The 22,187-nt window shown below is 73.2% G+C and carries 24 protein-coding genes; 7 read left to right on the plus strand and 17 right to left on the minus strand.

Features of this window, described 5'->3' with window-relative positions; genetic code table 11:
• Window positions 1–187 precede the first annotated feature (187 nt).
• Together AC069X_RS22510 and AC069X_RS22515 are read right to left on the minus strand one after the other, a co-directional pair.
• Window positions 188–1,462, minus strand: coding sequence for a pyroglutamyl peptidase (locus tag AC069X_RS22510; RefSeq protein WP_478730683.1), 1,275 nt, complete (start codon window positions 1,460–1,462; stop codon window positions 188–190).
• 72 nt (window positions 1,463–1,534) lie between these two features.
• A complete protein-coding gene (locus tag AC069X_RS22515; RefSeq protein ID WP_478730685.1) occupies window positions 1,535–2,167 on the minus strand; it encodes a hypothetical protein in 633 nt (210 codons plus the stop codon).
• Window positions 2,168–2,508: 341 nt separating this feature from the next.
• Between AC069X_RS22515 and AC069X_RS22520 the strand changes: the two genes are divergently transcribed.
• Window positions 2,509–2,994 carry a hypothetical protein gene (locus tag AC069X_RS22520; RefSeq protein ID WP_478730687.1) on the plus strand — a complete coding sequence of 162 codons (486 nt, stop codon included), beginning with the start codon at window positions 2,509–2,511 and terminating at the stop codon, window positions 2,992–2,994.
• Between the two features lie 121 nt (window positions 2,995–3,115).
• On the opposite strand, the gene AC069X_RS22525 is transcribed toward AC069X_RS22520, so the two are convergent.
• Together AC069X_RS22525 and ligA are read right to left on the minus strand one after the other, a co-directional pair.
• Window positions 3,116–3,619 carry a GNAT family N-acetyltransferase gene (locus AC069X_RS22525; RefSeq protein WP_478730689.1) on the minus strand — a complete coding sequence of 168 codons (504 nt, stop codon included), beginning with the start codon at window positions 3,617–3,619 and terminating at the stop codon, window positions 3,116–3,118.
• Between the two features lie 38 nt (window positions 3,620–3,657).
• Window positions 3,658–5,724: an NAD-dependent DNA ligase LigA gene (ligA, locus tag AC069X_RS22530; RefSeq protein WP_478730781.1), complete on the minus strand. Its 2,067-nt coding sequence runs from the start codon at window positions 5,722–5,724 to the stop codon at window positions 3,658–3,660.
• Window positions 5,725–5,884: 160 nt separating this feature from the next.
• On the opposite strand from ligA, the gene AC069X_RS22535 reads away from it, so the two are divergent.
• Window positions 5,885–6,226, plus strand: coding sequence for a HopJ type III effector protein (locus AC069X_RS22535; protein WP_478730691.1), 342 nt, complete (start codon window positions 5,885–5,887; stop codon window positions 6,224–6,226).
• A 30-nt stretch (window positions 6,227–6,256) separates the two neighbouring features.
• Here the strand turns inward: AC069X_RS22535 and AC069X_RS22540 are convergent, their stop codons facing one another.
• The 5 genes from AC069X_RS22540 to AC069X_RS22560 all read right to left on the minus strand — a co-directional run bounded on the left by AC069X_RS22540 (window position 6,257) and on the right by AC069X_RS22560 (window position 9,117).
• The gene (locus AC069X_RS22540; RefSeq protein WP_478730693.1) at window positions 6,257–6,814 is read right to left on the minus strand and encodes an EF-hand domain-containing protein; all 558 of its coding nucleotides are present in this window, start codon (window positions 6,812–6,814) and stop codon (window positions 6,257–6,259) included.
• A 186-nt stretch (window positions 6,815–7,000) separates the two neighbouring features.
• Window positions 7,001–7,483: an MSMEG_6728 family protein gene (locus AC069X_RS22545; RefSeq protein ID WP_478730695.1), complete on the minus strand. Its 483-nt coding sequence runs from the start codon at window positions 7,481–7,483 to the stop codon at window positions 7,001–7,003.
• Between the two features lie 267 nt (window positions 7,484–7,750).
• On the minus strand, window positions 7,751–8,170 hold the full coding sequence (locus AC069X_RS22550; protein ID WP_478730697.1) for a peptidase inhibitor family I36 protein: 420 nt from the start codon (window positions 8,168–8,170) through the stop codon (window positions 7,751–7,753).
• Between the two features lie 37 nt (window positions 8,171–8,207).
• Window positions 8,208–8,648 (minus strand): peptidase inhibitor family I36 protein, encoded by a 441-nt coding sequence (locus tag AC069X_RS22555; protein ID WP_478730698.1) that lies wholly within the window; start codon window positions 8,646–8,648, stop codon window positions 8,208–8,210.
• 22 nt (window positions 8,649–8,670) lie between these two features.
• Window positions 8,671–9,117 carry a peptidase inhibitor family I36 protein gene (locus AC069X_RS22560; RefSeq protein WP_478730700.1) on the minus strand — a complete coding sequence of 149 codons (447 nt, stop codon included), beginning with the start codon at window positions 9,115–9,117 and terminating at the stop codon, window positions 8,671–8,673.
• A 245-nt stretch (window positions 9,118–9,362) separates the two neighbouring features.
• Here AC069X_RS22560 and AC069X_RS22565 point away from each other — a divergent pair, with 245 nt between their 5' ends.
• Complete coding sequence (locus AC069X_RS22565) at window positions 9,363–10,157, plus strand: alpha/beta hydrolase (RefSeq protein WP_478730702.1); 795 nt, start codon at window positions 9,363–9,365, stop codon at window positions 10,155–10,157.
• Window positions 10,158–10,229: 72 nt separating this feature from the next.
• On the opposite strand, the gene AC069X_RS22570 is transcribed toward AC069X_RS22565, so the two are convergent.
• Window positions 10,230–12,986 carry a helix-turn-helix transcriptional regulator gene (locus AC069X_RS22570; protein ID WP_478730783.1) on the minus strand — a complete coding sequence of 919 codons (2,757 nt, stop codon included), beginning with the start codon at window positions 12,984–12,986 and terminating at the stop codon, window positions 10,230–10,232.
• Between the two features lie 302 nt (window positions 12,987–13,288).
• On the opposite strand from AC069X_RS22570, the gene AC069X_RS22575 reads away from it, so the two are divergent.
• On the plus strand, window positions 13,289–14,374 hold the full coding sequence (locus tag AC069X_RS22575) for an alpha/beta fold hydrolase (protein ID WP_478730704.1): 1,086 nt from the start codon (window positions 13,289–13,291) through the stop codon (window positions 14,372–14,374).
• A gap of 9 nt (window positions 14,375–14,383) precedes the next feature.
• Here the strand turns inward: AC069X_RS22575 and AC069X_RS22580 are convergent, their stop codons facing one another.
• The 4 genes from AC069X_RS22580 to AC069X_RS22595 form a co-directional block, all read right to left on the minus strand.
• The gene (locus AC069X_RS22580) at window positions 14,384–14,947 is read right to left on the minus strand and encodes a CGNR zinc finger domain-containing protein (RefSeq protein ID WP_478730706.1); all 564 of its coding nucleotides are present in this window, start codon (window positions 14,945–14,947) and stop codon (window positions 14,384–14,386) included.
• Window positions 14,948–15,037: 90 nt separating this feature from the next.
• Window positions 15,038–16,672, minus strand: a complete 1,635-nt coding sequence (locus AC069X_RS22585) for an ABC-F family ATP-binding cassette domain-containing protein (RefSeq protein ID WP_478730708.1) — start codon at window positions 16,670–16,672, stop codon at window positions 15,038–15,040.
• Window positions 16,673–16,919: 247 nt separating this feature from the next.
• Window positions 16,920–17,387: an SsgA family sporulation/cell division regulator gene (locus AC069X_RS22590; RefSeq protein WP_478730710.1), complete on the minus strand. Its 468-nt coding sequence runs from the start codon at window positions 17,385–17,387 to the stop codon at window positions 16,920–16,922.
• Between the two features lie 140 nt (window positions 17,388–17,527).
• Window positions 17,528–17,863: a hypothetical protein gene (locus AC069X_RS22595; protein WP_478730712.1), complete on the minus strand. Its 336-nt coding sequence runs from the start codon at window positions 17,861–17,863 to the stop codon at window positions 17,528–17,530.
• A gap of 184 nt (window positions 17,864–18,047) precedes the next feature.
• Here AC069X_RS22595 and AC069X_RS22600 point away from each other — a divergent pair, with 184 nt between their 5' ends.
• Window positions 18,048–18,341, plus strand: coding sequence for an antibiotic biosynthesis monooxygenase family protein (locus AC069X_RS22600; RefSeq protein WP_478730714.1), 294 nt, complete (start codon window positions 18,048–18,050; stop codon window positions 18,339–18,341).
• Between the two features lie 28 nt (window positions 18,342–18,369).
• Here AC069X_RS22600 and AC069X_RS22605 read toward each other — a convergent pair whose 3' ends face one another.
• Window positions 18,370–19,053 (minus strand): maleylpyruvate isomerase N-terminal domain-containing protein, encoded by a 684-nt coding sequence (locus AC069X_RS22605; protein WP_478730716.1) that lies wholly within the window; start codon window positions 19,051–19,053, stop codon window positions 18,370–18,372.
• A gap of 46 nt (window positions 19,054–19,099) precedes the next feature.
• The gene (locus tag AC069X_RS22610) at window positions 19,100–19,504 is read right to left on the minus strand and encodes a hypothetical protein (protein WP_478730717.1); all 405 of its coding nucleotides are present in this window, start codon (window positions 19,502–19,504) and stop codon (window positions 19,100–19,102) included.
• 99 nt (window positions 19,505–19,603) lie between these two features.
• Here AC069X_RS22610 and AC069X_RS22615 point away from each other — a divergent pair, with 99 nt between their 5' ends.
• Window positions 19,604–20,644, plus strand: coding sequence for a GlxA family transcriptional regulator (locus AC069X_RS22615; protein ID WP_478730719.1), 1,041 nt, complete (start codon window positions 19,604–19,606; stop codon window positions 20,642–20,644).
• A 236-nt stretch (window positions 20,645–20,880) separates the two neighbouring features.
• Window positions 20,881–21,108 carry a hypothetical protein gene (locus AC069X_RS22620; protein WP_478730721.1) on the plus strand — a complete coding sequence of 76 codons (228 nt, stop codon included), beginning with the start codon at window positions 20,881–20,883 and terminating at the stop codon, window positions 21,106–21,108.
• A gap of 93 nt (window positions 21,109–21,201) precedes the next feature.
• On the opposite strand, the gene AC069X_RS22625 is transcribed toward AC069X_RS22620, so the two are convergent.
• Entirely contained in the window at window positions 21,202–22,008 is an 807-nt protein-coding gene (locus tag AC069X_RS22625) for a hypothetical protein (RefSeq protein ID WP_478730722.1), read from the minus strand.
• Window positions 22,009–22,187 lie beyond the last annotated feature (179 nt).

The raw sequence follows: 22,187 nt of genomic DNA on the forward strand, positions 1-22,187 counted from the left end.
CTCCGGATGACGTACGAAGGAGATTCTGAGAGGAGGGGAACGGATCGGACAAGCCTCACGAACTGTGCGTTCCGTCCTACGGAAAACGGCGCTGACCTGTCATGATGGATGTGCTTACGCGTTTCGCCGGCGAGCCCGCGCACCACCACCTCGGCCCAGGCGGCCGGCCTGATCCCAAAGACACCCCCTAGCGGCGTGCGGCGGCGTGTTCGAGGACCGTGCGGACCTCCGCGGTGATCGCGCTCTCGTTGCGTTCGAATTCGGGGCCGGTCAGCAGCTGGGGGTCGGCCGGCAGGCCGGTGAGTACCGGTGTGTGGAGGTGGCCGCCGGGCAGGTGCGGGGCGAGTTCGGTGCGCAACCTGTTGGAGCGGTAGGCGACCTCGTTGGAGAGGTAGCCGCCACCGCCGCCGGCCACGGCGCGGGAGCCGGGTGTCGGGCCGTCCGTCCGGTCGACGGGGGTGGTGCCGCCTGCCGGGATCTCGGTCACGTCGGAGTTGAGGAGTACCGGGTACGGGGTCTGGACGGCGGCGGTCACGGCGTCGGCGGGCAGCGTGGTGCGGATGAACTCCGGTCCCGGGCCGAGGCCGGGGGCTGTCACCGGGTTCTCGCGGGTGCCGCCGGAGAGGGCACGCGCGTTGTCGGGGTACGGGTCGGCGGACCGGGCCCGCCCCGCCCAGTCCTCCAGGGTGAAGATGCCCGGGTAGCCCTGACTGACGGTGGTGACGATGTCCGCCCGGGCGGGTCCGGCGGCCAGTCGGGGGGCGAACGCCCGCTCCACGATGCCGGCGTCGAAGTCGGCGTACCGCACGGGCAGGACGACGGCACGGATCTCGGCCCGGCTGCCGTCGGCCAAGGTCACGCGGCGGCCGTTGAGCTGGAGGGCGGCCGATCCGGAGGGGTTGGCGCGGCGGATCTCGGCGTCGAGGCCGAAGGGGTCGAAGCCGCTGATGAAGACGCGTCGTACGCCGGGCGCGGGCCGGAAGGCGTTGTCGGTGAGGCCGCGGGAGGCGTCTTCGAAGCGGGCGCGGAGCGCGGCCCGGTCGGCGGTGAAGGCCGGCTGCCAGCGGGCGAGTGCGGCGGTCATGGAGAGCCGCGCCCAGTACAGGGGGCGGTCGTCGCCGGGGGCGAGGTCGCCTCCGGGCCACTGCCCCTGGGCGCGCCGTACGGAGGCCTGCCAGAGGGCCTGGCCCCAGGAGTCGAGGAGCCGTTCGGCGTCGGCGGTGGTGCGTGTCGTGCACAGGGCGGCGGGGAAGTGTCGTACGAAGTCCCCGAACCCGGCCCGCTCGACCAGGGCGGTGGTGCGGGTGTCCGTGAGCCGTGCCTGTTCGGCGTCGAGCGGTACGGACGCCGGGGGGCGGCAGGCGGTGGTGGCGTCGGCCGCGTGCGCGGTCGAGGGGAGGGTCACGGGGAGGACGGTGACGAGGAGGGCGGCGGCCGATGCCGCACGGCGTAAGAACGTCATGCGATGTGACATTACATAGCGTCGGAGAGCCCCACCAGGTACACCTGAGCCGGTTGCCGGGCCCGGCTCAGGTCAGGGCCGCAGGCCGGCCCGCCTGAGTGCGACCTCGGACAGGGCCGCGACGACCTGCTCGTCGCCGCGGCGCCAGGCGTCCGCGAGGCCGCCGGGCGGGGCGGGGACCGCGCGGAGGTCGCCCGGCGGTCCGGTGAGGGCGCGCAGCGCGAGGAGGTCGGCGCCTCCGGGTGCGTCGAGGAGGCTCCGGACGGTGGCGCTGCGACGGATCCAGCGCAGGCGCGGGGGAAGCCACACCAGGAGTACGAACGCCACGGGGACGACGATCAGGACGACCACGGCCAGGGTGGCCACCTGGCTGACGGCGTCCTGCAGGGACTGTCCGGCGTCGGCGAGCCCGGTGCCGGCGTCGGCAGCGGACTGGAACGGCTTCTTCAGGAGGCCGCCCACCAGCGGCACGTCCGAGGCCTTTTCGCCGGCGTCGTCGAGGGCGCCGGCGAAGCCCTCGCCCGCGCTCTCCACTTTTCGTCCCGGCTCGGCGAGCAGCATGATCGCGTCGCGGACGGCCAGCGCGAACCACACCGCGCCGGCGATCACGGCCACGGCGACCAGGTCCGCGAGGATCTGGCGGTTCCGCCGTGCTGGGGTCTGGGCGTAGAGAAGCATCCGCTGCTCCGCTCCTGTTCCGGTCATGGCGCCGAGAGGCCTGCCCCGGCGGTGTGCGATGCCGTCCGGTCGGCTTGCCGTCGGGATCGTCCCGTCGTTCGACCGTACGTCGGCCCCGGCGCTTCCGCCGGTGTTCACGGGTACGTGTCCGCACCACCTTGCCGGGCTGACACAGCGGCGACGCACGCGGGCAGGCCCGGCCGCGTCGGTCGGGCGGCGGACGCGTAGTGGTCGGCGTACGCCTGGAGTCGGGGAGCGAGCGGGCTCTCGGCGCCTCGACCCTGTTCGGCGGTGTGCCGTCATCCTCGCGCCCGTCACTGACAACGGCCGGCCGGACAGCGGCAGGGGTGCGTGCGATGATCCACGGCATGGACCACGAGGCAGTGTGGACGTACGGAAGGGCGGAGCAGCCCTCCGCGGGATCTGAGGACCTGTTGCGGCTGGTGCGCGGTGCCGCCCGCGCGGAGCCGGGCGGACGCGTCGAGGCCGTGGTCGCCGAGTGCGCGCTGTGCCGTGACGGCACGGACGAGTTCGAGGTCGCCAAGGGCGAGTGCTTCTGCGTGGGTTGCTGCATACCGGTCGGCATCACGGACGGGGACGTGCACCCGCCCGCGTACCCGTGGACGCTGGAGCCGTCCGAGGTACCGCTGCCGCCCGCCTCGCCGGGACCGGGCTTCGAACCGTCGGACCTGCCGTCCTGCCCCGCGGGGCACGCGGTGTTCCAGGTCGCGGTCGCGCTCGCCTTCGCACGGGACGGGGCGGTCCGGGGCATCTCGGTCGCCCTGAGGTGCCCCGAGGACGGCGCACTGTGCCTGTACGTCGACAACGCCCGCGTGGCGCCGAGCACGACCTGACCCGGCTGATTCCCCGGAGGGCCCCGCTGCGCGGATGTCAACCCGTCGCCGGCCGGGGGCGACGGCTTGGTCGGTTCCCGCTCGGCCGGCGGCCTTCGAGATCGGTACGGGCGACGACCGCTTACCTGTCGGGATGCCGGGGCAGGGCGAGCCAGTCCGGCCAGGAGATCTCACGGCCGAGGAAGCGCGGCTGCTCGAACGGCCAGTCGGCGGCGATCCACTGCGGCACCAGCTCGTCGAGGGCCTGCTCGACCTTGCCGCCCACCAGCTCGTCCACCACCCACCAGGAGATCTCGCCGTCCGCGCCGGCCCTCTCCGGCGGGTCGATGTAGACACAGCCGAGCAGAACCGTCTCCGCCGCGTCGAACAGCGCGTAGTTGAAGGACTGGTGCGCGGCGATCTCCTTCTCGTGCCGCAGGAGGTCGGCCCGGTCGGCCTCGTAGGTCATGGTGTCCGCGGGCCAGCCCCACGCCGGGCCGTAAATGGTCCACAGCCGCTCGCGCGAACCCATCACAGCCGGATAGTCGAGCGGGGTGTCCGCCTCCCGGATCGGCCGCAGGTGATGGCCACCGCCCGGCAGCGGTACCAGGACGGGGTGGACGAAGTCATCGGGAAGCCAGCTCATGGCGCCCGACCGTAGCAGCGCGCGGCCGTCCGCTCCCCCTAGGGGGTGGGGAGGAGAGCGGCGACGAGGTCTGCGAATTCCTCCGGGCTGAGGATGCGGATGCCCAGTTCTTCGGCCTTGGCGCGCTTGGAGCCGGCCTTCTCGCCCGCCACCACGAGGGTGGTGCGCTTGGACACCGACGATGACGCCTTTCCTCCGGCCCGCTCGATCAGCTCGTTCATCTCGTTCCGCGACAGCACCGCCAGGGGGCCGGTCATGGAGCCGGTCACCACGACGGCCTGTCCTGCCAGCGGGCCGCCCGCCGCGGCCTCGCCGCCGTTCGCGTGGGGTGCGTCCGTCGCGTCGGGCGCGGGCTTCTGCGGTTCGGTGACCTGCGTGCCGACCTGCTGGGCCTGGAGTCTGTCCAGGAGCGGGGCGAGTTCGACGAGTTCGGCCGCGATGACGCGGGCCTTCTCCGTGCCGATGCCGTCGACACCGGCCAGCGTGTCCGCGTCCGCGGCCCGGATCGCGGCCATCGAGCCGAAGTGTGCGGCGATCCGGCGGGACATGGTGCGCCCGGTGCCGCGTACCCCGAGGGCGCAGAACACGCGGCTCAGCGCGGCCCCGCGGGCGGTCTCGATCGCGGCCAGGAGGTTGCCGGCGCTGGTCTCCCCCATCCGTTCCAGACCGAGGAGCTGTTCGCGGGTCAGCGTGAACAGGTCGGCGATGTCCTTGACCAGGCCGGCCTCCACCAGCTGGACGGCGCGGGTGCCGCCGAGGCCTTCGATGTCGAGCTGGTCCCGGCCGGCCGCGTAGATGACCGAGGCCACGGCCTGACAGCTCCGGCCGCGCACGCACCGCCACCGCTGCTCGGAGGTGTCGATCCCGTCGCCGCAGCGGGGGCACGCCTCGGGGAAGACGATCGGGCTCTCGGCGCCGGTGCGCTGGTCGGCCAGTGGTGCCTCGACGCGGGGGATCACGTCCCCTGCCCGGTACACGAAGACCTGGTCGCCGATCATGAGCCCGCGGCGGGTGATGTCGGACGGGTTGTGCAGCGTGGCGTAGGTGACGGTCACCCCGTCGATGACGACGGGCTCCAGGACGGCGCGCGGGGCGATGATCCCGGTCCGGCCGACGTTCCACTCCACCGCCAGCAGGCGCGTCACCTTGTGTTCGGCGGCCAGTTTCCGGGCCACGGCCCACCTCGGGGCGCGCGAGCCGTTGCCGGCCTGCCGCTGGTCCTCGGCCGTGTCCGCCTTGACCACGACGCCGTCGATCCCGAACGGCAGCTCTCCGCGCAGGGCGGCGATCACGTCGATGCGTTCCCGGACCTGTTCCATGGTCTCGCACCGCATCGGAGCGGCGGCCGTGCCGGCGGCCGTGTTCGCGCCGAGCTCGGCCAGTCGCTCCAGGAGAGCGGCGTGGCCGAGGTCGTCCAGGCCGATCGCGCCGTAGGCGAAGAAGGTCAGCTCGATGCGGTAGGGGCGGTCCTTGGCCCGCAGGGTGCCGGCGGCTCCGCTGCGCGGGTGCGCGAAGGGCGTGGCCTCGTGCGCGAGGCGGATCCGGTTGGCCTCCTCGAACTGCTCGGTCGTCAGCAGCACCTCGCCGCGCAACTCGATGTCGGCCGGCGTGGCGAGGACGGGCGGCAGACCGAGGACGGCGTCGGCGGCGTGGGTGATGTCCTCACCGGCCAGGCCGTCACCGCGGGTGAGGACCTGGACGAGCCGGCCGCCCCGGTACCGGGCGGCCACCGCGAGCCCGTCGAGCTTCGCCTCCACGCACCACCCCGCCACCGGGTGCCCGAGGCGCCGTTCCAGCCCCGCGGCCCACTCGGCGAGCTCGTCGGCGTCGAAGACGTTGTCGAGGGAGAGCATGGGCACCGAGTGCGGGACGTCACCCTGTACCGCCCCGCCCGCCACCTTCCCGGTGGGCGACTCGGCGAGCGCCTCGTCCGGGTGGGCGTCCTCGTAGGCCGCGATGGCGCGGAGGAGCCCGTCGTACTCGTCGTCACCGAGCGGGGTGGTCCCGTCGCCGTAGTAGGCGGCCGACGCCGCGAGGGCGGTGGTCACGGCCTCCGTGTAGTCGGCGGGAGAGAGCAGAGCACTGTTTCCGGTCATGAAGGTCATCATGCTGCCCGGCACTGACAATGCCACCGCCCGCGCCGTGACCTGCGCGGATACCGCCGTTCCGACATGTGGCGGGATTCTCGCGGGCCGGCCGCAGGGGGGTATCGTCGTCCGGTCACGGACGGCAATCGGCTCGTCTGTCCAAGCCGGGAGAACCAACATGACCGATCTGAACGCGCTGCGGGCGAGCCTTGCGTCGGGTGAGCACGAGTTCGCCGACACCCTGGCGTTCATCGCCGCGCACTACGAGTACCGGCCGCAGGCGTTCCGCAACGGGAAGCTGGAGAACGCGGCGGGCGAGAACGAGGGTTCCTGCAAGACGCTGGGACTGGCCCTGCTGGAAGGCCTGAGCGACGAAGAGGCGCTGCTGGCCTTCGGTGAGCACTACCGCAGCGTGCTGGCGACGCCGGACGACACCGACCACGGCAACATCCGCAACCTCATCGCCCACGGCCTGGCCGGGGTGAGCTTCGCCGGAGAGCCGCTGGCCCGCAAGAGCTGACCACGGCCTCCGGGATCCGCCCGCCCGAGGTCAGCGCCGGGCGTCGGGCCGGCCCATCCACCAGTTGCCCGGAGCCGTGGGGTCGGCGCTGGACCAGTACTCGATCACGGCGGACTCGAACTCGGCCGGGTCCAGGGCGCCGTCGCCGTCGCGGTCGAGGTGGCCGAACGCCGCGTCCAGGTCCGCCTGTCCGATTCTCGGGAAGTGGCTGCGCTGGAAGGCGTCGAACTCGGTCCTGCTGACCCGGCCGTCGCCGTCGACGTCGGCGATGGCGAAGAAGGCCCGGGCGATCGCCCCGACGGTGGTGGCGGCGGCCTCGGGGTCGGCGGCCAGGGTGAGGGTGCTGGTGACGAACTCCCCCTTGGTCATGCGGCCGTCGGACCCGCCGATGTGCGGGGCGTGCAGATCGCGCCAGATGGCGACGTAGGCGTCGACCATGCGGGTGTGCTCGGCCGAGCCGCGGGCGTAGCCGAGTTGGTCGGCGGCCCGGTCGCCCATGATGACGTGGTCGGCCTCGGTCAGGGCGCCGTCGCCGTCGGCGTCCAGCAGGTCGAAGCCGTGGCTGATCTTCTCGCGCAGGATGTCCATGGCGGTGAACGTAGCCCAGGCGCCCGGGGCCCGGGAGGCGGTTTGCGTTCCGCCCCACCATCGGATGACGCCGGGAGTACGGCGCGGTGCGGTCCGGTGCGTACGCGCCTACGGCCGCGCGGCGGCCGGTGCACCGTCATTCCGGTCCCGACCGGCCCCGAAGCCCCTGGTCAGGCCGCGGAGTCCTCAGGGCTCCGGGGCCCTGGGGTCCCGGTCGGAGGCGGGCCACACGTAGGGCAGGTCGTCCGGTACGCCGGGGAAGCGGTCCTGGTAGAAGGCCGGGTCCTTGCGGAGCAGCGCGGACTGGTGGCTGCGGTGGAACTCCGGCGAACCGAGCCACGGAGGCAGGTCCGCGTCGGCCGCCAGCCGGTCCTGCGTGCGTACGGCGCCCCCGGCCCGCCACGCCCGGAAGTCCCGCGTCAGCGTCGCGGCGCAGGTGTCGGCACGCTCCCCCTCGGTCCACACCCCGCACACGTCCAGCCCGTACCGGACGAGGGCCTCCTCGTAGCCGGTCCACATCCGCACGGCCGGATGGTGGCGCCATCCGTATCCGGGGACGATCAGCCCGCGCAGCACCTGGAGCGCCTCGACGCGCTGTTTGCCCAGCCGGCGGGGGTCGAGCGCCCGGGCCGACGCCTCGAAGGACGGGAAGGGGAGGAACGTCTGCACGGGCTCCAGTGTCCTCCGGCCGCTGCCGTTCGGCCCGCTCCGGCGCGGCCGGTGCGCGGAGGCGGCAGGCCGCGTGGGGTCACCAGTCCGGATTCGCGGGCGAGGAAGACCAGTTGGGGCCCGGCAGCGGGCAGGGAGCTTGTCATGGTCCGATGACGTGGGTCTTCGGACGTCAGCGGAGTGATCGTCATGCGGTCGGCGGTCCCGTCGTCGGACAGGCACCGGGCCCGGCGGATCGGGACGATGCCGCCGGGCCCGGGTGATGGTTCAGCAGTACTTGAAGGAGCTGATCCTGTCGTTGATCCACGACGGGACGGACGGCCACTTCTCCCAGGGGCCGATCCTGAACTCCGCACCGCCGTAACCGTTGTGCTCGTAGAAGCAGATGCTGCTTCCCGTGTTGTTCACCACCGACGAGGTGACGTCCTGCATGCCCGACCACAGGGCGCCGCTCCGCTTCAGCTTCCCCATGTCGTCGATGTTCTGATTGGCCGCGATGGAGCCGAACTTGCCCGCGGGCGAGCCGCTGACGAAGTCACCGTCGGCCCACAGGCAGACGTAGTTGCCGGGGCACGCTCCCGCGCCCGTTCCCAGGCCGAGGACGGTGGCGGCGCTCGCGGAAGCGGTCGCCGTCATGATCAGCCCCGTGGCGGCCGCGGCGCACAGGCCGAGCTTCACCATGTTCATGCGCATTTCCCGGTCTCCGTTCAGATCGAGTCGGTGGTCAGCAGTACTTGAAGGAGCTGATCTTGTCGTTGATCCACGACGGGAGGGAGGGCCAGTGTTCCCAGGGGCCGATCCTGAACTCCGCACCGCCGTAACCGTTGTGCTCGTAGAAGCAGATGCTGCTTCCCGTGTTGTTCAGCACCGACGAGGTGACGTCCTGCATTCCCTTGTCCCCGCCGGATTCCCGCTTCAGCTTCCCCATGTCGCCCACGTTCTGGTTCGAGGCGAAGGAGCCGAACTTGGCGTAGTTGACGAACTTTCCCTCGATGAAATTGCCTTCCGACCACAAGCAGACGAAGGCGTTGGGACAGGACCCCGCCCCGTGACCGATCGAGAAGGCGTTGGCGGCACTCGCGGAGGTCGCCGCGGTCATGATCAAGCCGGCGGCGGCCGCGACGCTCAGTCCGAGCCGGGCCGTCTTCCCCGTAGAACGCTTCATGTTCTGTTCCCCCTCTTTGTGTTCAGCAGTACTTGAACGAGCTGATCTTGTCGTTGATCCAGGACGGCACCGAGGCCCACTTCTCCCGGGGGCCGATCCTGAACTCCGCTCCCCCGTAACCGTTGTGCTCGTAGAAGCAGACGGCGCTGCCGGTGTTGTTCACGACCGAGGACGCGCTGTCCTGCATGCCCTTCCAGCGCCAGAGCTTGCTCTCGAAGAAGAAGTTCCCCATGTCGGAGACGTTCCCGTCCGAACCGACGGCCCCGTAGTCGGATCCACCGCGCGGGTTCCCCCTGATGAAGTCATTCTCGCTCCACAGGCACACCCAGTTGGCGGGGCACTTGCCGGATCCGGTCTGGATGTCGGTGAGGACGGCGGCACTCGCGCTCGTCGTGGTGGCGGCGATCGCCCCGGTCATCGCGGCGGCGCCGATCGCGAGCCGCAGTGCCGTCCTGCGCAGGTTCGTCATCGTTCTCCTTGCCTTCTCCATCCGGGACACCCCGACAGGGTGTCACCGGTTCAGGTGGTGACGTCACCATGACAGCAACGCCCGTCACCGGTCAAGCCGGTGATGATTCGTTCGGGGGGAAAGCTGTCGCGGAACACGGGGATTGAGTCATTCGACTGTCGTCCCCGGCCTGTGACCCAGACCATGCTGGGGCGGTCGCCCGGGTGCAGGAGCGCGGGCGGAGGGCTCGCTCGGAGGGACCAGTGGTGAACCGTACGCCCGTCGTCTTCATCCATGGCGCGTGGCTGCGCGCCTCGGCGTGGGAGTCATGGGCGGAACGCTTCACCAGGCGCGGGTTCCGGACCTTCGCGCCGGGCTGGCCCGGGGAGGGCTCCGGCGCCGGCTCGCCCCTCGCTCCGCGTGTGCTCGCCGGTGTGGGGCTGGACGTACTGACCGACCACTACGCCGCGGTCGCCCGGTCGCTCGGCGCGTCGCCCGTCCTGATCGGGCACTCGGTCGGCGGGCTGGTGGCGCAGCACCTCGTGGGCGCCGAGATCGGCCGGGCCGCCGTGGCCATCGCCCCGGCTCCGGTGGGCCGCGTCGTCCTGCCGGCCGACGCGGCCCGGACGTGGACGCCTCCGGCCCCGGCGGCGGAACCACTGGTGTCCTTGACCGCGCACCGGTTCCACCAGGTCCTCTCGAACACCGTCGGAGCGGCCGAGTCCCGGCGGCTCTTCGCGCGCCACGCGATGCCCGCTCCGCGGCGCCTGCTCGCCGACCTCGTGGCGCCGCCCGCCCCGCCGGCCCTGTCCGACACCGGCAACCCGACCCGGGGCCCGCTCCTGCTGATCTCCGGTCAGGAGGACCGGCTGGTGCCGGACTCCGTGACGCGTACGCTCTACAAGCGGTACGGCGACTGCGCGGCGGTGACCGATCTGAAGCAGTTCGCGGACCGCGGCCACTCCCTGGTCCTCGACGGCGGCTGGCGGGACGTCGCCGACTACGTGCTGGGCTGGCTCGACGGCCAGGGCATCCGCGCGCAGCCCACCCGTACGCGCTGAGCACCGTGGCCGCGCGGCGCCGCCCCCCGCTCCCGCCGTCCCGTCAGCCGGTCCGCTCCCGCCGGTCCCCGGTCAGCAGCCGGTCCGCTCGGTGGGGAGCTTGCCCAGCGCGTCCCGCAGGGCCGCCCGGGAGGTGATGCCCAGCTTGGGGAACACCCGGTAGAGGTGGGAGCTGACCGTGCGCGGCGACAGGTGCATCCGCGCGCCGATCTCCTTGTTGGTCAGACCGCCGGCCGCGAGATCCGCGATCCGGTGCTCCTGCCAGGTCAGCGCGGGCAGCTGGGCCGCGTTCACGGCCGTCGCCGGTCCGGCCGCGCGCAGCTCGGCCCTGGCCCGCTCGGTCCAGGCCGTTGCGCCGAGCTGCTCGAACGTCTCCGCGGCCGCCGTCAGCGACGGGCGGGCCGCCTTCCAGCCGTGCGTGTGCCGGAGGCGGACGCCGTGGGCGAGGCGGATGCGGGCGAGCTCGAAGGGGAAGCGGCCCGCCTCCGGGTGCGTCGTCGCGCGTGCGTACAGGGCGTCCGCCTGCGCGGAGTCCGGGGCGGTCATGGCGAGGGCGCCGTACGTCAGCAGGGCCAGTCGCGGGGAGACGTCCGGCAGGCCGGCCTCCTCGGCGGCGAGGGCGTGGCGGCGTGCCTGCTGCGAGCGGCCGGTGTGCAGGGCCGCCTCGACGAGGTCGAGCAGGGTGCGCGGGGCCTGGTGGACGCAGGGCGCGAAGGTCCCGGGCCGGGTGATGCCGATGGCGTGCAGGTAGGCGGCCTCGTGGTCGCCTTCGCCGAGCGCCGCGGCGGTACCGATGGCGTCGGCGATCTGCGTGAGGAAGCCGACTCCGCGCGGACGTGCCCAGGCGTCCACGACGGCCTGCGCCTCGCGCGCCTGGTCGGCATCGCCGCGCAGGGCGGCCAGGAGCCCCAGGTAGGCCCGTGTCTGGTGGGCGAACAGGGCGTACCCGTGCGACGTCGTCAGGTCCAGGCAGCGCTGCCCGGTCCGCTGGGCCTGCGGCCATTCGCCGGCCGAGATCTGGTCGAGCATGATCAGGTGCAGCATGGTCATTCCGGTCGCCACGGCGCCCGTCCGCACCTCGCGGTCCACGGTGCGCTGCAGGTGGGGCCGGAACGCGCCGAGCGCGTCCAGGTGGTAGGCGGACACGGAGAGCCGTGCGAGGTCCCACGGTTCGAGGTCGCGCAGGCCGGTGAAGGCCTGTTCGAGCCGCTCGCGCGCGCCGCCCCCGCGCCGCACCACGTCGCTCCACGTGTCCTCGTAGACGAGGGAGTTCTCCGGGACCCGCGTGCCGAGGGAGCGGAGCAGTTCGTGCGTGCGGCGCCACATGGCTTCGTCGCCGGCGTACTGGCTGATGGCCAGGAGCAGGTTCACCAGCCGAGGCGGTATCCCGTCCCGCTCGCCCGCGTCGGCCCCCTTCCCGCTGTCGCGCAGTTCTTCGATCGCCGCGAGGACCTGACGGTGCGTCGAGCGGACGTCTCCGTCCTCGTACAGCGCGACGTAGGCGGAGGTGACCACGGAGGCCGTGGGGTCGGAGGTGCCGGGCGCGGTACCCGTACGGACGAGTGTGCGCGCGTGGTCGAGGAGCCCGGCGTGCCCGGCCACGAACGCCGCGTCGCCCAGCAGCCCGGACCGCTCCTCCGGGGTCTCGCTCAGTTCGGCGGCCCGGGTCAGCCAGGTCACGGCGGTCACCGCGCCGCCCCGCCGGATCGCCGATTCCGCCGCCGCCCGGAGCGCCGCCGAGGCCCTGGCGTCGGGGTCGACGGTCGCCGCCGCCAGGTGCGTGGCGTGCCGTTCCACGTCGTCCTGGTGCACCCGGGCGAGGGCCGCGTGGGCCGCGCGCCGCGCGTTGGGGGTGGCCATCTGGACGACCGTCGACCGGACCAGGGGGTGCCGGAAGACGAAGTCGCCGCCGGCCGGGTCGTCGTCCAGCAGGCCGCAGGCCGCGGCCGCGTCGACGTCCCGCATGCGGTAGCGGGAACCCTGGGGGGCGCCGGTCGCCGTTCCGGCTCCGACGCCGTCCAGGGCGCCGCGCAGCAGCTCCGCGCGTACGGCGTCGTCGAGGGACGCGATGCGGGTCCCGTACACGTGCTGGAGGCGCAACGGGAGCTGGACGCCGGTGTACCCGAACAGCTCCTGCGGGGTGCGTCCCGGGCGGCCGGCCCGGACGTGCGGCGGGAGCTCCAGCAGGGCCAGGGGGTTGCCCCGGGCCTCGTCCAGGACCAGTCGCCGGAGGGGCGGGGCGAGGCCGGGGTGACGCAGCTCGAGGAGCTCCTCGGAGGCCTCCTCGGAGAGGGCGGTCACCGCGAGCTCGGGCAGCGCGGCGGAGTCGAAGCCGGACCGCACGTCGGAGCGCAGCCCGACCATCAGCTTCATCGAGCTGCCCGTGAGCCGGCGTCCCACGAACCCGCACACCTCGGTGCTGGACGTGTCCAGCCACTGGCCGTCGTCGAGGACCAGCAGGACGGGCTGCCGTGAGGCCACGAGGGAGAGCAGGTCGAGCACGGCGATGCCGAGCGTCATGACCGAGGGCGGGGGGCCGTCGCTCCGGCCGAAGACGGCGTCGAAGGCCTTTCGGTGGGTGTCGTCCAGCTGGTCGACGAAGGAGAGGAGCGGATAGAGGAACTGGTGCAGACCGGCGAAGGGGAGCTGAGACTCGGCCTCGACGCCCGCCGCCCGGATCACCCGGTGCCGCGGCGCCGCCAGGTCCGCGGCGTGGTCGAGGAGCGCGGTCTTGCCCACGCCGGATTCCCCCCGCAGGACGAGGGCCCTTCCTTCGGGTGCTGCCACGAACGCGGCCAGCGCCTCCCGCTCGCCGTCACGACCGACCATCGACCGAGCGCTCAACTCCACCGTTCCCCAGCTCCGTTCACCGCGGCCGCGGCGCCTCGGCCGGACTGCTTGATCCAGAGAGTAGATGTCCGTCCGGGGCATCGTCACGCGGCGGACCGGCGCCTGGCGCGTTCCTGACGGGCGGGCGGATCCGTACGCCGGTGCGTCACCGCCGTCGGCGGTCGAGATGGCCGGAATCTGCGTCACCGGTTTGACGGGTGACGCTCCCTGTGTGAGGGTCGCTGTGCCGACGGCGGTCCAGCGCCGGGCGGTCACCGGGCCGTGCGACGGAAGGGTTCGTCATGATCGACAGGCGTATGTTCGGCAAGGCCGCGGGTCTGAGCACCGGCGCCGCCGCGGTCTCGCTGACCGGGCTGGGGTCCCCCGCCTCCGCCACGGGGAGCGGGTCCGGCGCGGCGCGCCCGTCCACCCCGGCGCACCCGTCCGCCGCGGCGGGAACGCCCGCGGCCCTCACCTCCTTCCGCACGGTCAAGCAGGTCAGGGCGGGCGTGCTCGACGTCGGATACGCCGAGGCCGGACCGGCCCACGGCCCGGCCGTGCTGTGCCTGCACGGCTGGCCCTACGACATCCACAGCTACGTGGACGTCGCTCCCCTGCTCGCCGGACTCGGGTACCGCGTGATCGTTCCGTACCTGCGGGGCCACGGCAGTACGCGGTTCCTGTCCCGCCGCACGCCCCGCACCGCCGAGCAGTCCGCCGTGGCGCTCGACACCGTCGCCCTGATGGACGCCCTGGAGATCGACAGGGCCGTGCTCGCCGGCTTCGACTGGGGCTCGCGGACCGCGGGCGTGATCGCGGCCCTGTGGCCCGAACGGGTCAAGGCGCTGGTCTCCACCGGCGGTTACCTCATCACCGACCGCAAGGCGCAGCAGCTGCCCGCCGCTCCGGCCGTCGAGCACACCTGGTGGTACCAGTGGTACTTCGCCACCCCACGCGGCAAGCAGGCGATGGAGAACGTCGAGGAACGCATCGCGCTGTGCCGCTACGTGTGGACCCTGGTCTCACCCGGCCCGCACTTCGATGAGGCCGTCTTCCAGCGCACCGCCGAGGCGTTCAGGAACCCCGATTACGCGGCCGTGGTGCTCCACAACTACCGCTGGCGCATCGGCCTGGTCGAGGGTGACCACCGGTACCGCCGCCTTGAGGAGCGGCTCGCCGCCCGGCCGCCCGTCCGGGTGCCCACGATCGCCCTCGACCCCGCCCTCGACCCCTTCACCGCGCCGCCCGGTGACGGTTCCGGGTACCGCCACCACTTCACCGGGCCGTACGAGCACCGGACCATCGCCGGGGTCGGCCACCACCTGCCGCAGGAGGCGCCGGCGGCCTTCGCGCGCGCCGTCGTCGACGCCGACCGCCTGGTGCGGTAGGCAGGCGCGTCAGCGTCCGGCCTCGGCCGGTGACGCCTTCTTCCGCGCCCGGTAGGCCGCCGCCTTGATCCTGTTCCCGCAGGACTCCATGCCGCACCACTGCCGCCGCATCCCGCGGGAGCGGTCGACGTAGACGCGCGTGCACTCCGGGTTCCCGCACTCTTTGAGGAGGTGGACGTCCGGGCCGCTGAGCAGTTCGACGGTCTGCCGGGCCACGAGGGCCAGGGCCTGGGCGGGCGTCGCGTCGGTGTGCCGGCCCGCCGGGGTGAGCTGGGGGGCCGCCGGGACCTGACGCGCGGCGGCGTTGAGCACCCCGAGCGCCTGCCGGTCGAAGTCCTCGCCCAGACGGCCGTTGCCGACGAGCCGGTACACCGCCTCGCGCAGCGTGATCGCCTCCCGGACGTCGCCCTCCGCACCGGGCGTGACGGTGTCCACGAGTCCGGACTCCAGGTACCAGGCGTTGAGCCGGTCCGGCGTCACGAACATCTCGAACCGGGTCGAACGCCGGGCGCGCAGCGTCGCGACGAAGTCGAGCACCGGGTGGCCGCAGACGAAGACATGGTCGAGATTCACATCACCATCCTGACAGGTGACGGTGGTGCGGGCAAGGCTCGTCACCGCTCCGGCGGGCGGGGGCCCGGAGCCGGGGCCCCCGCCGGGGGCTCACACGGCCGGGCCGCCCACCTCCTCCAGCTTCCCGCCGGCCAGCCGCAGCCGGCGGTTCACCCCGATGCCGGCGAGGAACCGCTCGTCGTGGCTGACCACCATGAACGCGCCCCGGTAGGAGTCGAGCGCGTTCTCCAGCCAGCCCACCCCGACCAGGTCGAGGTTGTTGGTCGGCTCGTCGAGCAGCAGCAGGTGCGGCGCCGGTTCGGCGCACAGGACGCAGGCCAGGGTGGCGCGCAGCCGTTCGCCGCCGGAGAGCACACCGACGGGCAGGTGGGCGCGGGCGCCCCGGAAGAGGAAGCGGGCGAGCAGGTTCATCCGCTCCGCCTCGGGCCGCCGGGGTGCGAACGCCGCGAAGTTCTCCGCCACGGTGCGGTCCGGGTCGAGCAGGTCCAGGCGCTGCGAGAGGTGGGCGACACGGCCGTCGCCGCGCCTGATCTCCCCGCCGTCCGGTGCGAGGGCGCCGGTGACCAGGCGCATCAGAGTGGTCTTCCCAGCGCCGTTGGGGCCGGTCAGGGCGATGCGCTCGGGTCCGCGTACGGACAGGTCGACGCCGCCGTCGGCGAAGACGTCGCGTCCGCCGTGCCGGACCTGCATCCCGGTGCCGAGGAAGAGGTCTCGTCCGGCCGGCACCCGGGTGTCCGGCAGGTCCAGGACGATGCGCTGCTCCTGGCGCAGCGCGCGTCCGGCCTCGTCGAGGCGGGCCTTGGCCTCGTCGACGCGGGAGGCGTGCAGCTGTCCGGCCCGGCCCGCGGACTCCTGGGCGCCGCGCTTCATGTTCCCGGCGAAGATCCGGGGCAGGCCGGCGTTCTTGAGGTTGCGGGCGGCGTTGCTCGCGCGGCGCTCGGCGCGTTCGCGGGCCTGCTGCATCTCCCGCTTCTCCCGCTTCACCTCCTGTTCGGCGTTGCGGACGTTCTTCTCGGCGACCTCCTGCTCACCGCGCACGGCCTCCTCGTACGTGGTGAAGCCGCCGCCGTACAGGCGCAGCCGGGAGCCGCCGAGTTCGGCGATGGCGTCCATCCGGTCGAGCAGCTCGCGGTCGTGGGCGACGACCAGCAGGAGGCCGGGGAAGTCCGCCAGCACGTCGTACAGCTTGTGCCGGGCGTCGCGGTCGAGGTTGTTGGTCGGCTCGTCGAGCAGGAGGACGTCGGGGCGCTTGAGCAGTTGCGCGGCGAGGCCGAGCTGCACGGCCTGGCCGCCGCTGAGCGTGGCGAGGGTGCGGTCGAGGGCGAGGCCGCCCACGCCCAGGCGGTCCAGCTGGACACGGGTGCGATCCTCGATGTCCCAGTCGTCGCCGATGGTGGTGAAGTGCTCCTCGCCCACGTCGCCGGATTCCACGGCGTCCAGGGCGCGGATCACGTCGGCGACACCGAGGACGTCGGCGACGGTGAGGTCCCCGGTCAGCGGGAGCGTCTGGGGCAGGTGGCCGAGCGTCCCGCTGACGGACACCGAGCCGGTGGCGGGCCGCAGTTCTCCCGCGATCAGCTTGAGCAGGGTGCTCTTGCCGGAGCCGTTGGGGGCGACGAGACCCGTGCGGCCGGCGGCCAGGGCGAAGGACAGGTCCTGGAAGACGGGGGTGTCGTCGGGCCAGGAGAAGGACAGGCTGGAGCAGACGACGGTGGCGTCGGACATGTGGGTGACCTCGGGAGGCGGGGAGCGGAGACAGCTCCGCCCCGGGCAGACGTACGGAAGGGGGGTACGACGAACCGGCCACCCGGCAGCGCCTCTTCAGCGCGCCATGCGGCCGTCAGGACCGGGTCTCACCCGGAGATGTCGTCTTCACCCGCCACGTCGATGACTCCTCGGTACAAGGTCAACTTCACGGACAGGCTAACAGCCCGCCTGCCCCTCCGTCGCGGAATACCGGGCCGGGGACGGTTCACGGCCACTGCGCGTCCGGTCCGCCGAGGAGTTCCCTGAGGAAGCCGTCCCAGTTCAGGCCGCCCGGCTCCGCCTCGGCGGGGACGGCGCGGTAGGTGTCCTCCAGCCACGCCGCCAAGCGGGCCGTCGGCACCTCGAACAGGGCCTCCACCTCCGGCGCCTCCAGCAGCAGCCAGGAGGAGGGCCGCCGGCGGGGCAGCGTCGGCCACATCCGCACCTCACCGCCGCCGCTCATCGCGGTGAGTCCGCCGTAGAGCAGCTCACGGCCGATGCTCCGTACGAACGCCCGCCCGCGCTCCGTCGCGAACTCGACCGTGACGACCGACGGCAGGGTCACGTCGAACCGGAAGGTGGCCCGCATCGGCAGCCGGGTGAACTCGTCGAGCATCCGGTCCACGTCCAGGCGGAGCGACGGCACCTGCCGGGGCTGCGAACGCACCGGTGTGTGCGACTGATCGGGGTGCATGGCGGGGGTTCCCTTCGGTAGGACGAAGCCTGTGCCGAGAACTCTCCGGCCGGAACGGGAGCCGCGCATCCGTCAGTTGACGGTGGAGGGAGGCTGCAGTCAGCCGTCGCCGGCCCTGCGCGGACGGCAGGGTGGCCCGCTCACCTGGCCGGGCCGGCGGTGGGACGACCGCCCCGCCGGCCGGTGGAGTGGCGCGGCCGCTGCCGCCCCTGGGCTTCCCGCAGGAGGAAGGCGGCGCCGGTGGCGCACGTCGCGGCGAACGACAGCAGGACGGCGGCCGGCCACCAGTAGTTGGCGGTCCCCGCCGCCACCGGCCACAGCAGTGCCGTGGCTGCCGCGAAGACCGGGAGGGAGACGCTCCGGGCCCACAGCGGCAGCGTGCGGCTCCCCAGCACGAAGACGAACCCGAGGAGGGCGCCGGGCACGACGGCGGCGACCAGGCCCAGGGCGGCGAGGAGGAGCAGGGCGAAGATCATGCGGCTGGCCTCCGGGGGCGCGACGCGACGGACGCGGGCGGGCGTGGCCGGCCTGCGGAGCCGCTCATGCCGGGAGGCCCGTCCGCGGAATCATCCTGCCAGAGGAGTTGAACACGTTCAACGCCGGGTACCGGGGCGCACGGGACGGTGGCGTCGCGTGCGGGTGCGTGACACCCTGGGGGCCGTGATCATAAGGGTGAGCGAGGCACGCGTACGTCCCGGGCGCTTCGACGCGTTCCACAGCATGATCGTCTCCGCGGTGCGCGGGTTCCCCGCCCTCCACCCGGGGCTGGTGGACCACGAGGTACTGCTCGCACCGCCCGACTCGCTGCTGTACGTCAGCCGCTGGCGCAGCGAGGAGGACCTGGTCCGCTACGCCGGCGAGCACTGGCGTGACCAGCCCGTGGTGCTGCCGGGCGAGGACGAGTACCTCCTCGCACCCCTCCGGGTGAGGCACTTCACCCTCGCCTCCCTGTAGCGGCGGGCGGGCGGCCGGCGTCGCGGTGTCAGCCCAGGGTGAGCCACCGGATGCCGAGCCGTTCGGCCCGTGCGGTCTCCGCGGCGTCGAGCGGCTCACGCCCGGTGACCTTGCGCAGGAAGGTGAGCCGGTCCCAGCCGAGCGCCTGGGCCGCGCCCGACCGGTCCGGGCCCAGCAGCAGCTCCAGCACGACGTCGGCGGCCTGCGAGGTCAGCCACGGCTCGCGGCCCAGCCCCTCGGCCAGGTCCAGGCCGTGGACGGCGACCTCGACGACGCGGGTGACCAGGAACTGCGACAGGAGCATCGCGTCCCCGTGCCGGGTCCGCACGACGCGGTCGTCCGGTTCGGCGCGGCACAGCCGGTCCACCTGCCGCCAGGTCCTGGCGAAGTCACCGGCGAGCGCGGCACCGTTCTCATGGCCGGCCGCTTCGTCCTGGGCCAGGGCGATGCGGGCCGAATTGGTCTGCGGGGCGAAACGGCCGTCGGGACGGTAGTACTCCACCGCGGACACCTCGGCCCTGGCCGGCGGCGGAGCGTCCAGCATGCCCGGCAGCCAGGCGATCACCACACGGACATGCCCCAACAGGTCCCGTACGGACCACGGTTCACACCGGGTCGGCAGATCCCAGTCCGCCTCCGGCAGAGCCGAGACCGCGCGCGTGAGTTCGCCTGCTTCGAGCCGGAACGCCTCCAGCACCTGACGCTGATTCATGATGATCAAGCTAGCACCGGCCCCGGCTGAGCCCCGGTCCGGCCGGTCACAGGGCCAGGACGACGATCGCCGTCGCACCGGCCGCGTCGACGACGCCGCACCACTCCGACCAGGCGCGGGGGACGACGGCGCCCGAGCGGTGGTGGACGAGGTCCCAGGCCGCGTGCGCGTACCAGCCGACGGCCACGACCCACAGGGCCCACGGGCCGCCCAGGGCCGCGGCCACCACGGCCAGGGCGCCGAAGCCCGCCAGGCCTGCCAGCTGGAGGGCCAGCGCGCGCCGGCTGCGGAGCTCCGCGCGGGCCCAGCCGAAGGCCAGGTAGCACAGGGGCATGACCACCAGGAGCCCCGCCAGGAAGCCGGCCGGCGGAAGACCGTCGAAGAAGGTGACCAGCACCAGGGCGAGTGCCAGGAGCGTGGGCCACCGGTGTCCGAGAGAACTGAACTTCATGGCCCCACCCTCCGGCGCGGCACCGGGGGGAGGCGCGGATGCGGGCCCTAGATGTCCGTTCGGTTGGGGCGGAGGTCCGTCGGGGGTATGGTCGCGGCCATGAGGGAGCGCGCGGTCGTCGTGGTCGGGTACGAGGCGGCCGAACTGCTCGACATCGCATGCGTGACGTCCGGGCTGGTCATGGCCAACGAACTCGGGTCCCCGCAGGTGCCCTACGCCGTGCGGCTGGTGGCGCCGGGCGGCGGCCCCATCCGATGCGGTACCGGTCTCACGCTCTGCAGCGACGCGTCCCTGGAACGCACCACCGGTCCGCTGGACACACTGGTCGTCTCGGGCGGCCTGGGCGTCGGGCGCGCCGCCGCCGATCCCCGCCTCGTGGGGCACGTCAGAAGGCTGGCCCGGGAGAGCCGCCGGGTGGCGTCGGTGTGCACCGGGGCCGGCGTCCTCGCCGCCGCCGGTCTCCTCGCCGGCCGGCGGGCCACCACGCACTGGCAGTTCGCCGCGCGCCTGGCCGCCGAGCACCCGGACGTCTCGGTGGATCCGGCGCCGTTGTGGATCCGGGACGGGAACGTGTACACGGCGGCCGGCATCACCAGCGCGCTCGACCTCACCCTGGCCTTCGTCGAGGAGGACCACGGGGCCGAACTGGCGCGGCGGCTGGCCCGTCATCTGGTCGTCTACCTGCAACGACCGGGGAACCAGGCGCAGATGAGCCTCTTCACCGCGGCTCCGGCGCCACGGGACGACACCGTCCGCGACCTCGTCGAGTACATCGCCGCCCATCCGGCCCGCGATCTCGGAACGGCAGCCCTCGCCGCGCGCGCGGGCCTGACCCCCCGCCACCTCACCCGGCTGTTCACCCGGGAACTGGGCCGGGCTCCGGGCCGCTACGTCCGTGTGGTCCGCACCGAGGCCGCCGCCCAGCTCCTCTCCTCCACGACGCTGCCGGTGGCCTCCGTGGCGGCGCGCTGCGGCCTGGGCACCCCGGAGGCCCTGCGCAAGGCGTTCACCGCCCAGTACGGCATCAGCCCTTCCCGCTACCGTGCCGTCATGCGCCCCGCACCGGCCGCCGGGCCTCGTGGGCGCCCCGGCGGGGGCGGCGGCCCTCCCCCGGAACCCGGGGCGCGTACGACGGCGTAAGCGCCCGTGCCGCCTGGGCGGCGCGGACCGGCCGGCCCCGCAGCCACGTCCTCGGGCAGCAGGGCGGCCCGCCGGCCTGGCTCCAGCGCGACGAGACCCGTTCCTGTGGCAGTGCCGACCGCACCCGCGCCACCGCCCCCGCCGGGGCCCCCGGCCGGCGACTGCATCCTTTGGCCTACCGCGTTCTCGGCCCTGTGGAGGACGATCGCGCGGGACGGCCGCGAGAGGGTTGGTCCGTGCGAACAACCATCGGATACACCATCGAAAGCATCGGCTACGTCGTGGGCGGCCAGGGGCTCGTCAGCTTCGCCTCGAAGACCTTCTTCGGCACGGAGTGGGGCTGGCTTCACAAGGTCGCCGACCTTCCGTCCACCGCCTGCCTCGGCGTCGTCGTCGTGGGGCTGGCACTCGTCGTCGGCGGGATGAGGACGCGGAAGGCACCCCGGCGCCCGGAGGCCGCCTGAAGCCCGCACACCGGCTCGGGGCAGGCCGGGACGCTGGGTCGGCCCCGCTCTGCCGGAGCGGCCGCGGCGGGTGGGGGTCGGGTGAGGGTGCGGTCAGCCGAGTTCCCCGTAGGTCATGAACCAGTGGGTGTCGAAGTAGCACGCCAGCGTGTACGGGTGGTCCGGTTCGGTGAGGACGCGGCAGACGAACTCGGCGGTCTGACAGCCGAAGGATGTGTCCTCCTCGTCGCAGGACCGCACCACGACGGGCCAGCGGTCGGGATCCGGACCGTCGGCCTTCCAGCCGAAGAGGTTCTCGTGCTCCGTGCTCGCCCAGACGAGCAGGCGGTCCTCCTCCCACAGGTGCGTCCACGGCTCCTGGTTCAGGCTCAGGAACCCGTCGAAGGCACCCCTGCCGAAGGTTTCGACCAGGCGCTTGTAGTCGCCCGGCAGCGCCGTGCCCAGCCTGGATTCCACCTCCGCCCAGTCCAGGTCCGGCCGCCAGTCGGGCCCGGTCCAGCCGGTGATGAGGCGGAGCCTCTCCGGCCAGTCGACGTCCTCCGCCCGGTCCGGAGCGTCCGGCAGGGGTTCGGGCACGTCCCTGCGCGCGAGCGCCAGAACCGGCCTCACGGCCCCTTCGGCATCCCGCGCCGTGCCCGCTCCGATCCACTCCCCGCCGTACGCCCAGGCCCGTATCGTCACGGCCCGGTCCTCGAAGGGGACGAGGAGGGCGGAACCCTTGGCCCCGTCGGCCGTCGGATCGGTGAAGCCGTCCAGGACGAGGGTGCGGGGCACTCCGTACATGCCGGAGAGCAGCTCGATCAAGTGGTGCGGATCCGGATCGCCGGGCAGGAACAGGTGCCCGCCCCCGGGACCGAGACGGGCCAGCAGGTCGTTGACGTCCTCTTGCGTGAGTTCCATGACGGGCAGTGAAGCGCACCGCACTGACAACGGACGCGGCCGCCCTGGACCACGGCATCGGGTACCCGCTGACGGCTCCTTCAACGGCTCTCCCGGCTGGCGGCCGTCGCGGTGGGCCGGCGCCTCGCGCACCGGGCCGGCCGGGGCCGGGAGCTAGAGTCGGGTCTGGATCGACCACT

Source organism: Streptomyces sp. NPDC043896 (assembly GCF_056435605.1).

Bases quoted from the DNA above. Each gene is read 5' to 3' on its own strand.
- AC069X_RS22555 (WP_478730698.1), bottom strand. From the start codon at position 8,648: ATGAAGCGTTCTACGGGGAAGACGGCCCGGCTCGGACTGAGCGTCGCG.
- AC069X_RS22595 (WP_478730712.1), bottom strand. From the start codon at position 17,863: ATGATCTTCGCCCTGCTCCTCCTCGCCGCCCTGGGCCTGGTCGCCGCC.
- AC069X_RS22570 (WP_478730783.1), bottom strand. From the start codon at position 12,986: ATGGTCGGTCGTGACGGCGAGCGGGAGGCGCTGGCCGCGTTCGTGGCA.
- AC069X_RS22625 (WP_478730722.1), bottom strand. From the start codon at position 22,008: ATGGAACTCACGCAAGAGGACGTCAACGACCTGCTGGCCCGTCTCGGT.
- AC069X_RS22525 (WP_478730689.1), bottom strand. From the start codon at position 3,619: ATGAGCTGGCTTCCCGATGACTTCGTCCACCCCGTCCTGGTACCGCTG.
- AC069X_RS22540 (WP_478730693.1), bottom strand. From the start codon at position 6,814: ATGGACATCCTGCGCGAGAAGATCAGCCACGGCTTCGACCTGCTGGAC.
- AC069X_RS22550 (WP_478730697.1), bottom strand. From the start codon at position 8,170: ATGAACATGGTGAAGCTCGGCCTGTGCGCCGCGGCCGCCACGGGGCTG.
- ligA (WP_478730781.1), bottom strand. From the start codon at position 5,724: ATGACCTTCATGACCGGAAACAGTGCTCTGCTCTCTCCCGCCGACTAC.
- AC069X_RS22615 (WP_478730719.1), top strand. From the start codon at position 19,604: ATGAGGGAGCGCGCGGTCGTCGTGGTCGGGTACGAGGCGGCCGAACTG.
- AC069X_RS22575 (WP_478730704.1), top strand. From the start codon at position 13,289: ATGATCGACAGGCGTATGTTCGGCAAGGCCGCGGGTCTGAGCACCGGC.
- AC069X_RS22560 (WP_478730700.1), bottom strand. From the start codon at position 9,117: ATGACGAACCTGCGCAGGACGGCACTGCGGCTCGCGATCGGCGCCGCC.
- AC069X_RS22585 (WP_478730708.1), bottom strand. From the start codon at position 16,672: ATGTCCGACGCCACCGTCGTCTGCTCCAGCCTGTCCTTCTCCTGGCCC.
- AC069X_RS22610 (WP_478730717.1), bottom strand. From the start codon at position 19,504: ATGAAGTTCAGTTCTCTCGGACACCGGTGGCCCACGCTCCTGGCACTC.
- AC069X_RS22605 (WP_478730716.1), bottom strand. From the start codon at position 19,053: ATGAATCAGCGTCAGGTGCTGGAGGCGTTCCGGCTCGAAGCAGGCGAA.
- AC069X_RS22510 (WP_478730683.1), bottom strand. From the start codon at position 1,462: ATGACGTTCTTACGCCGTGCGGCATCGGCCGCCGCCCTCCTCGTCACC.
- AC069X_RS22535 (WP_478730691.1), top strand. From the start codon at position 5,885: ATGACCGATCTGAACGCGCTGCGGGCGAGCCTTGCGTCGGGTGAGCAC.
- AC069X_RS22515 (WP_478730685.1), bottom strand. From the start codon at position 2,167: ATGACCGGAACAGGAGCGGAGCAGCGGATGCTTCTCTACGCCCAGACC.
- AC069X_RS22590 (WP_478730710.1), bottom strand. From the start codon at position 17,387: ATGCACCCCGATCAGTCGCACACACCGGTGCGTTCGCAGCCCCGGCAG.
- AC069X_RS22520 (WP_478730687.1), top strand. From the start codon at position 2,509: ATGGACCACGAGGCAGTGTGGACGTACGGAAGGGCGGAGCAGCCCTCC.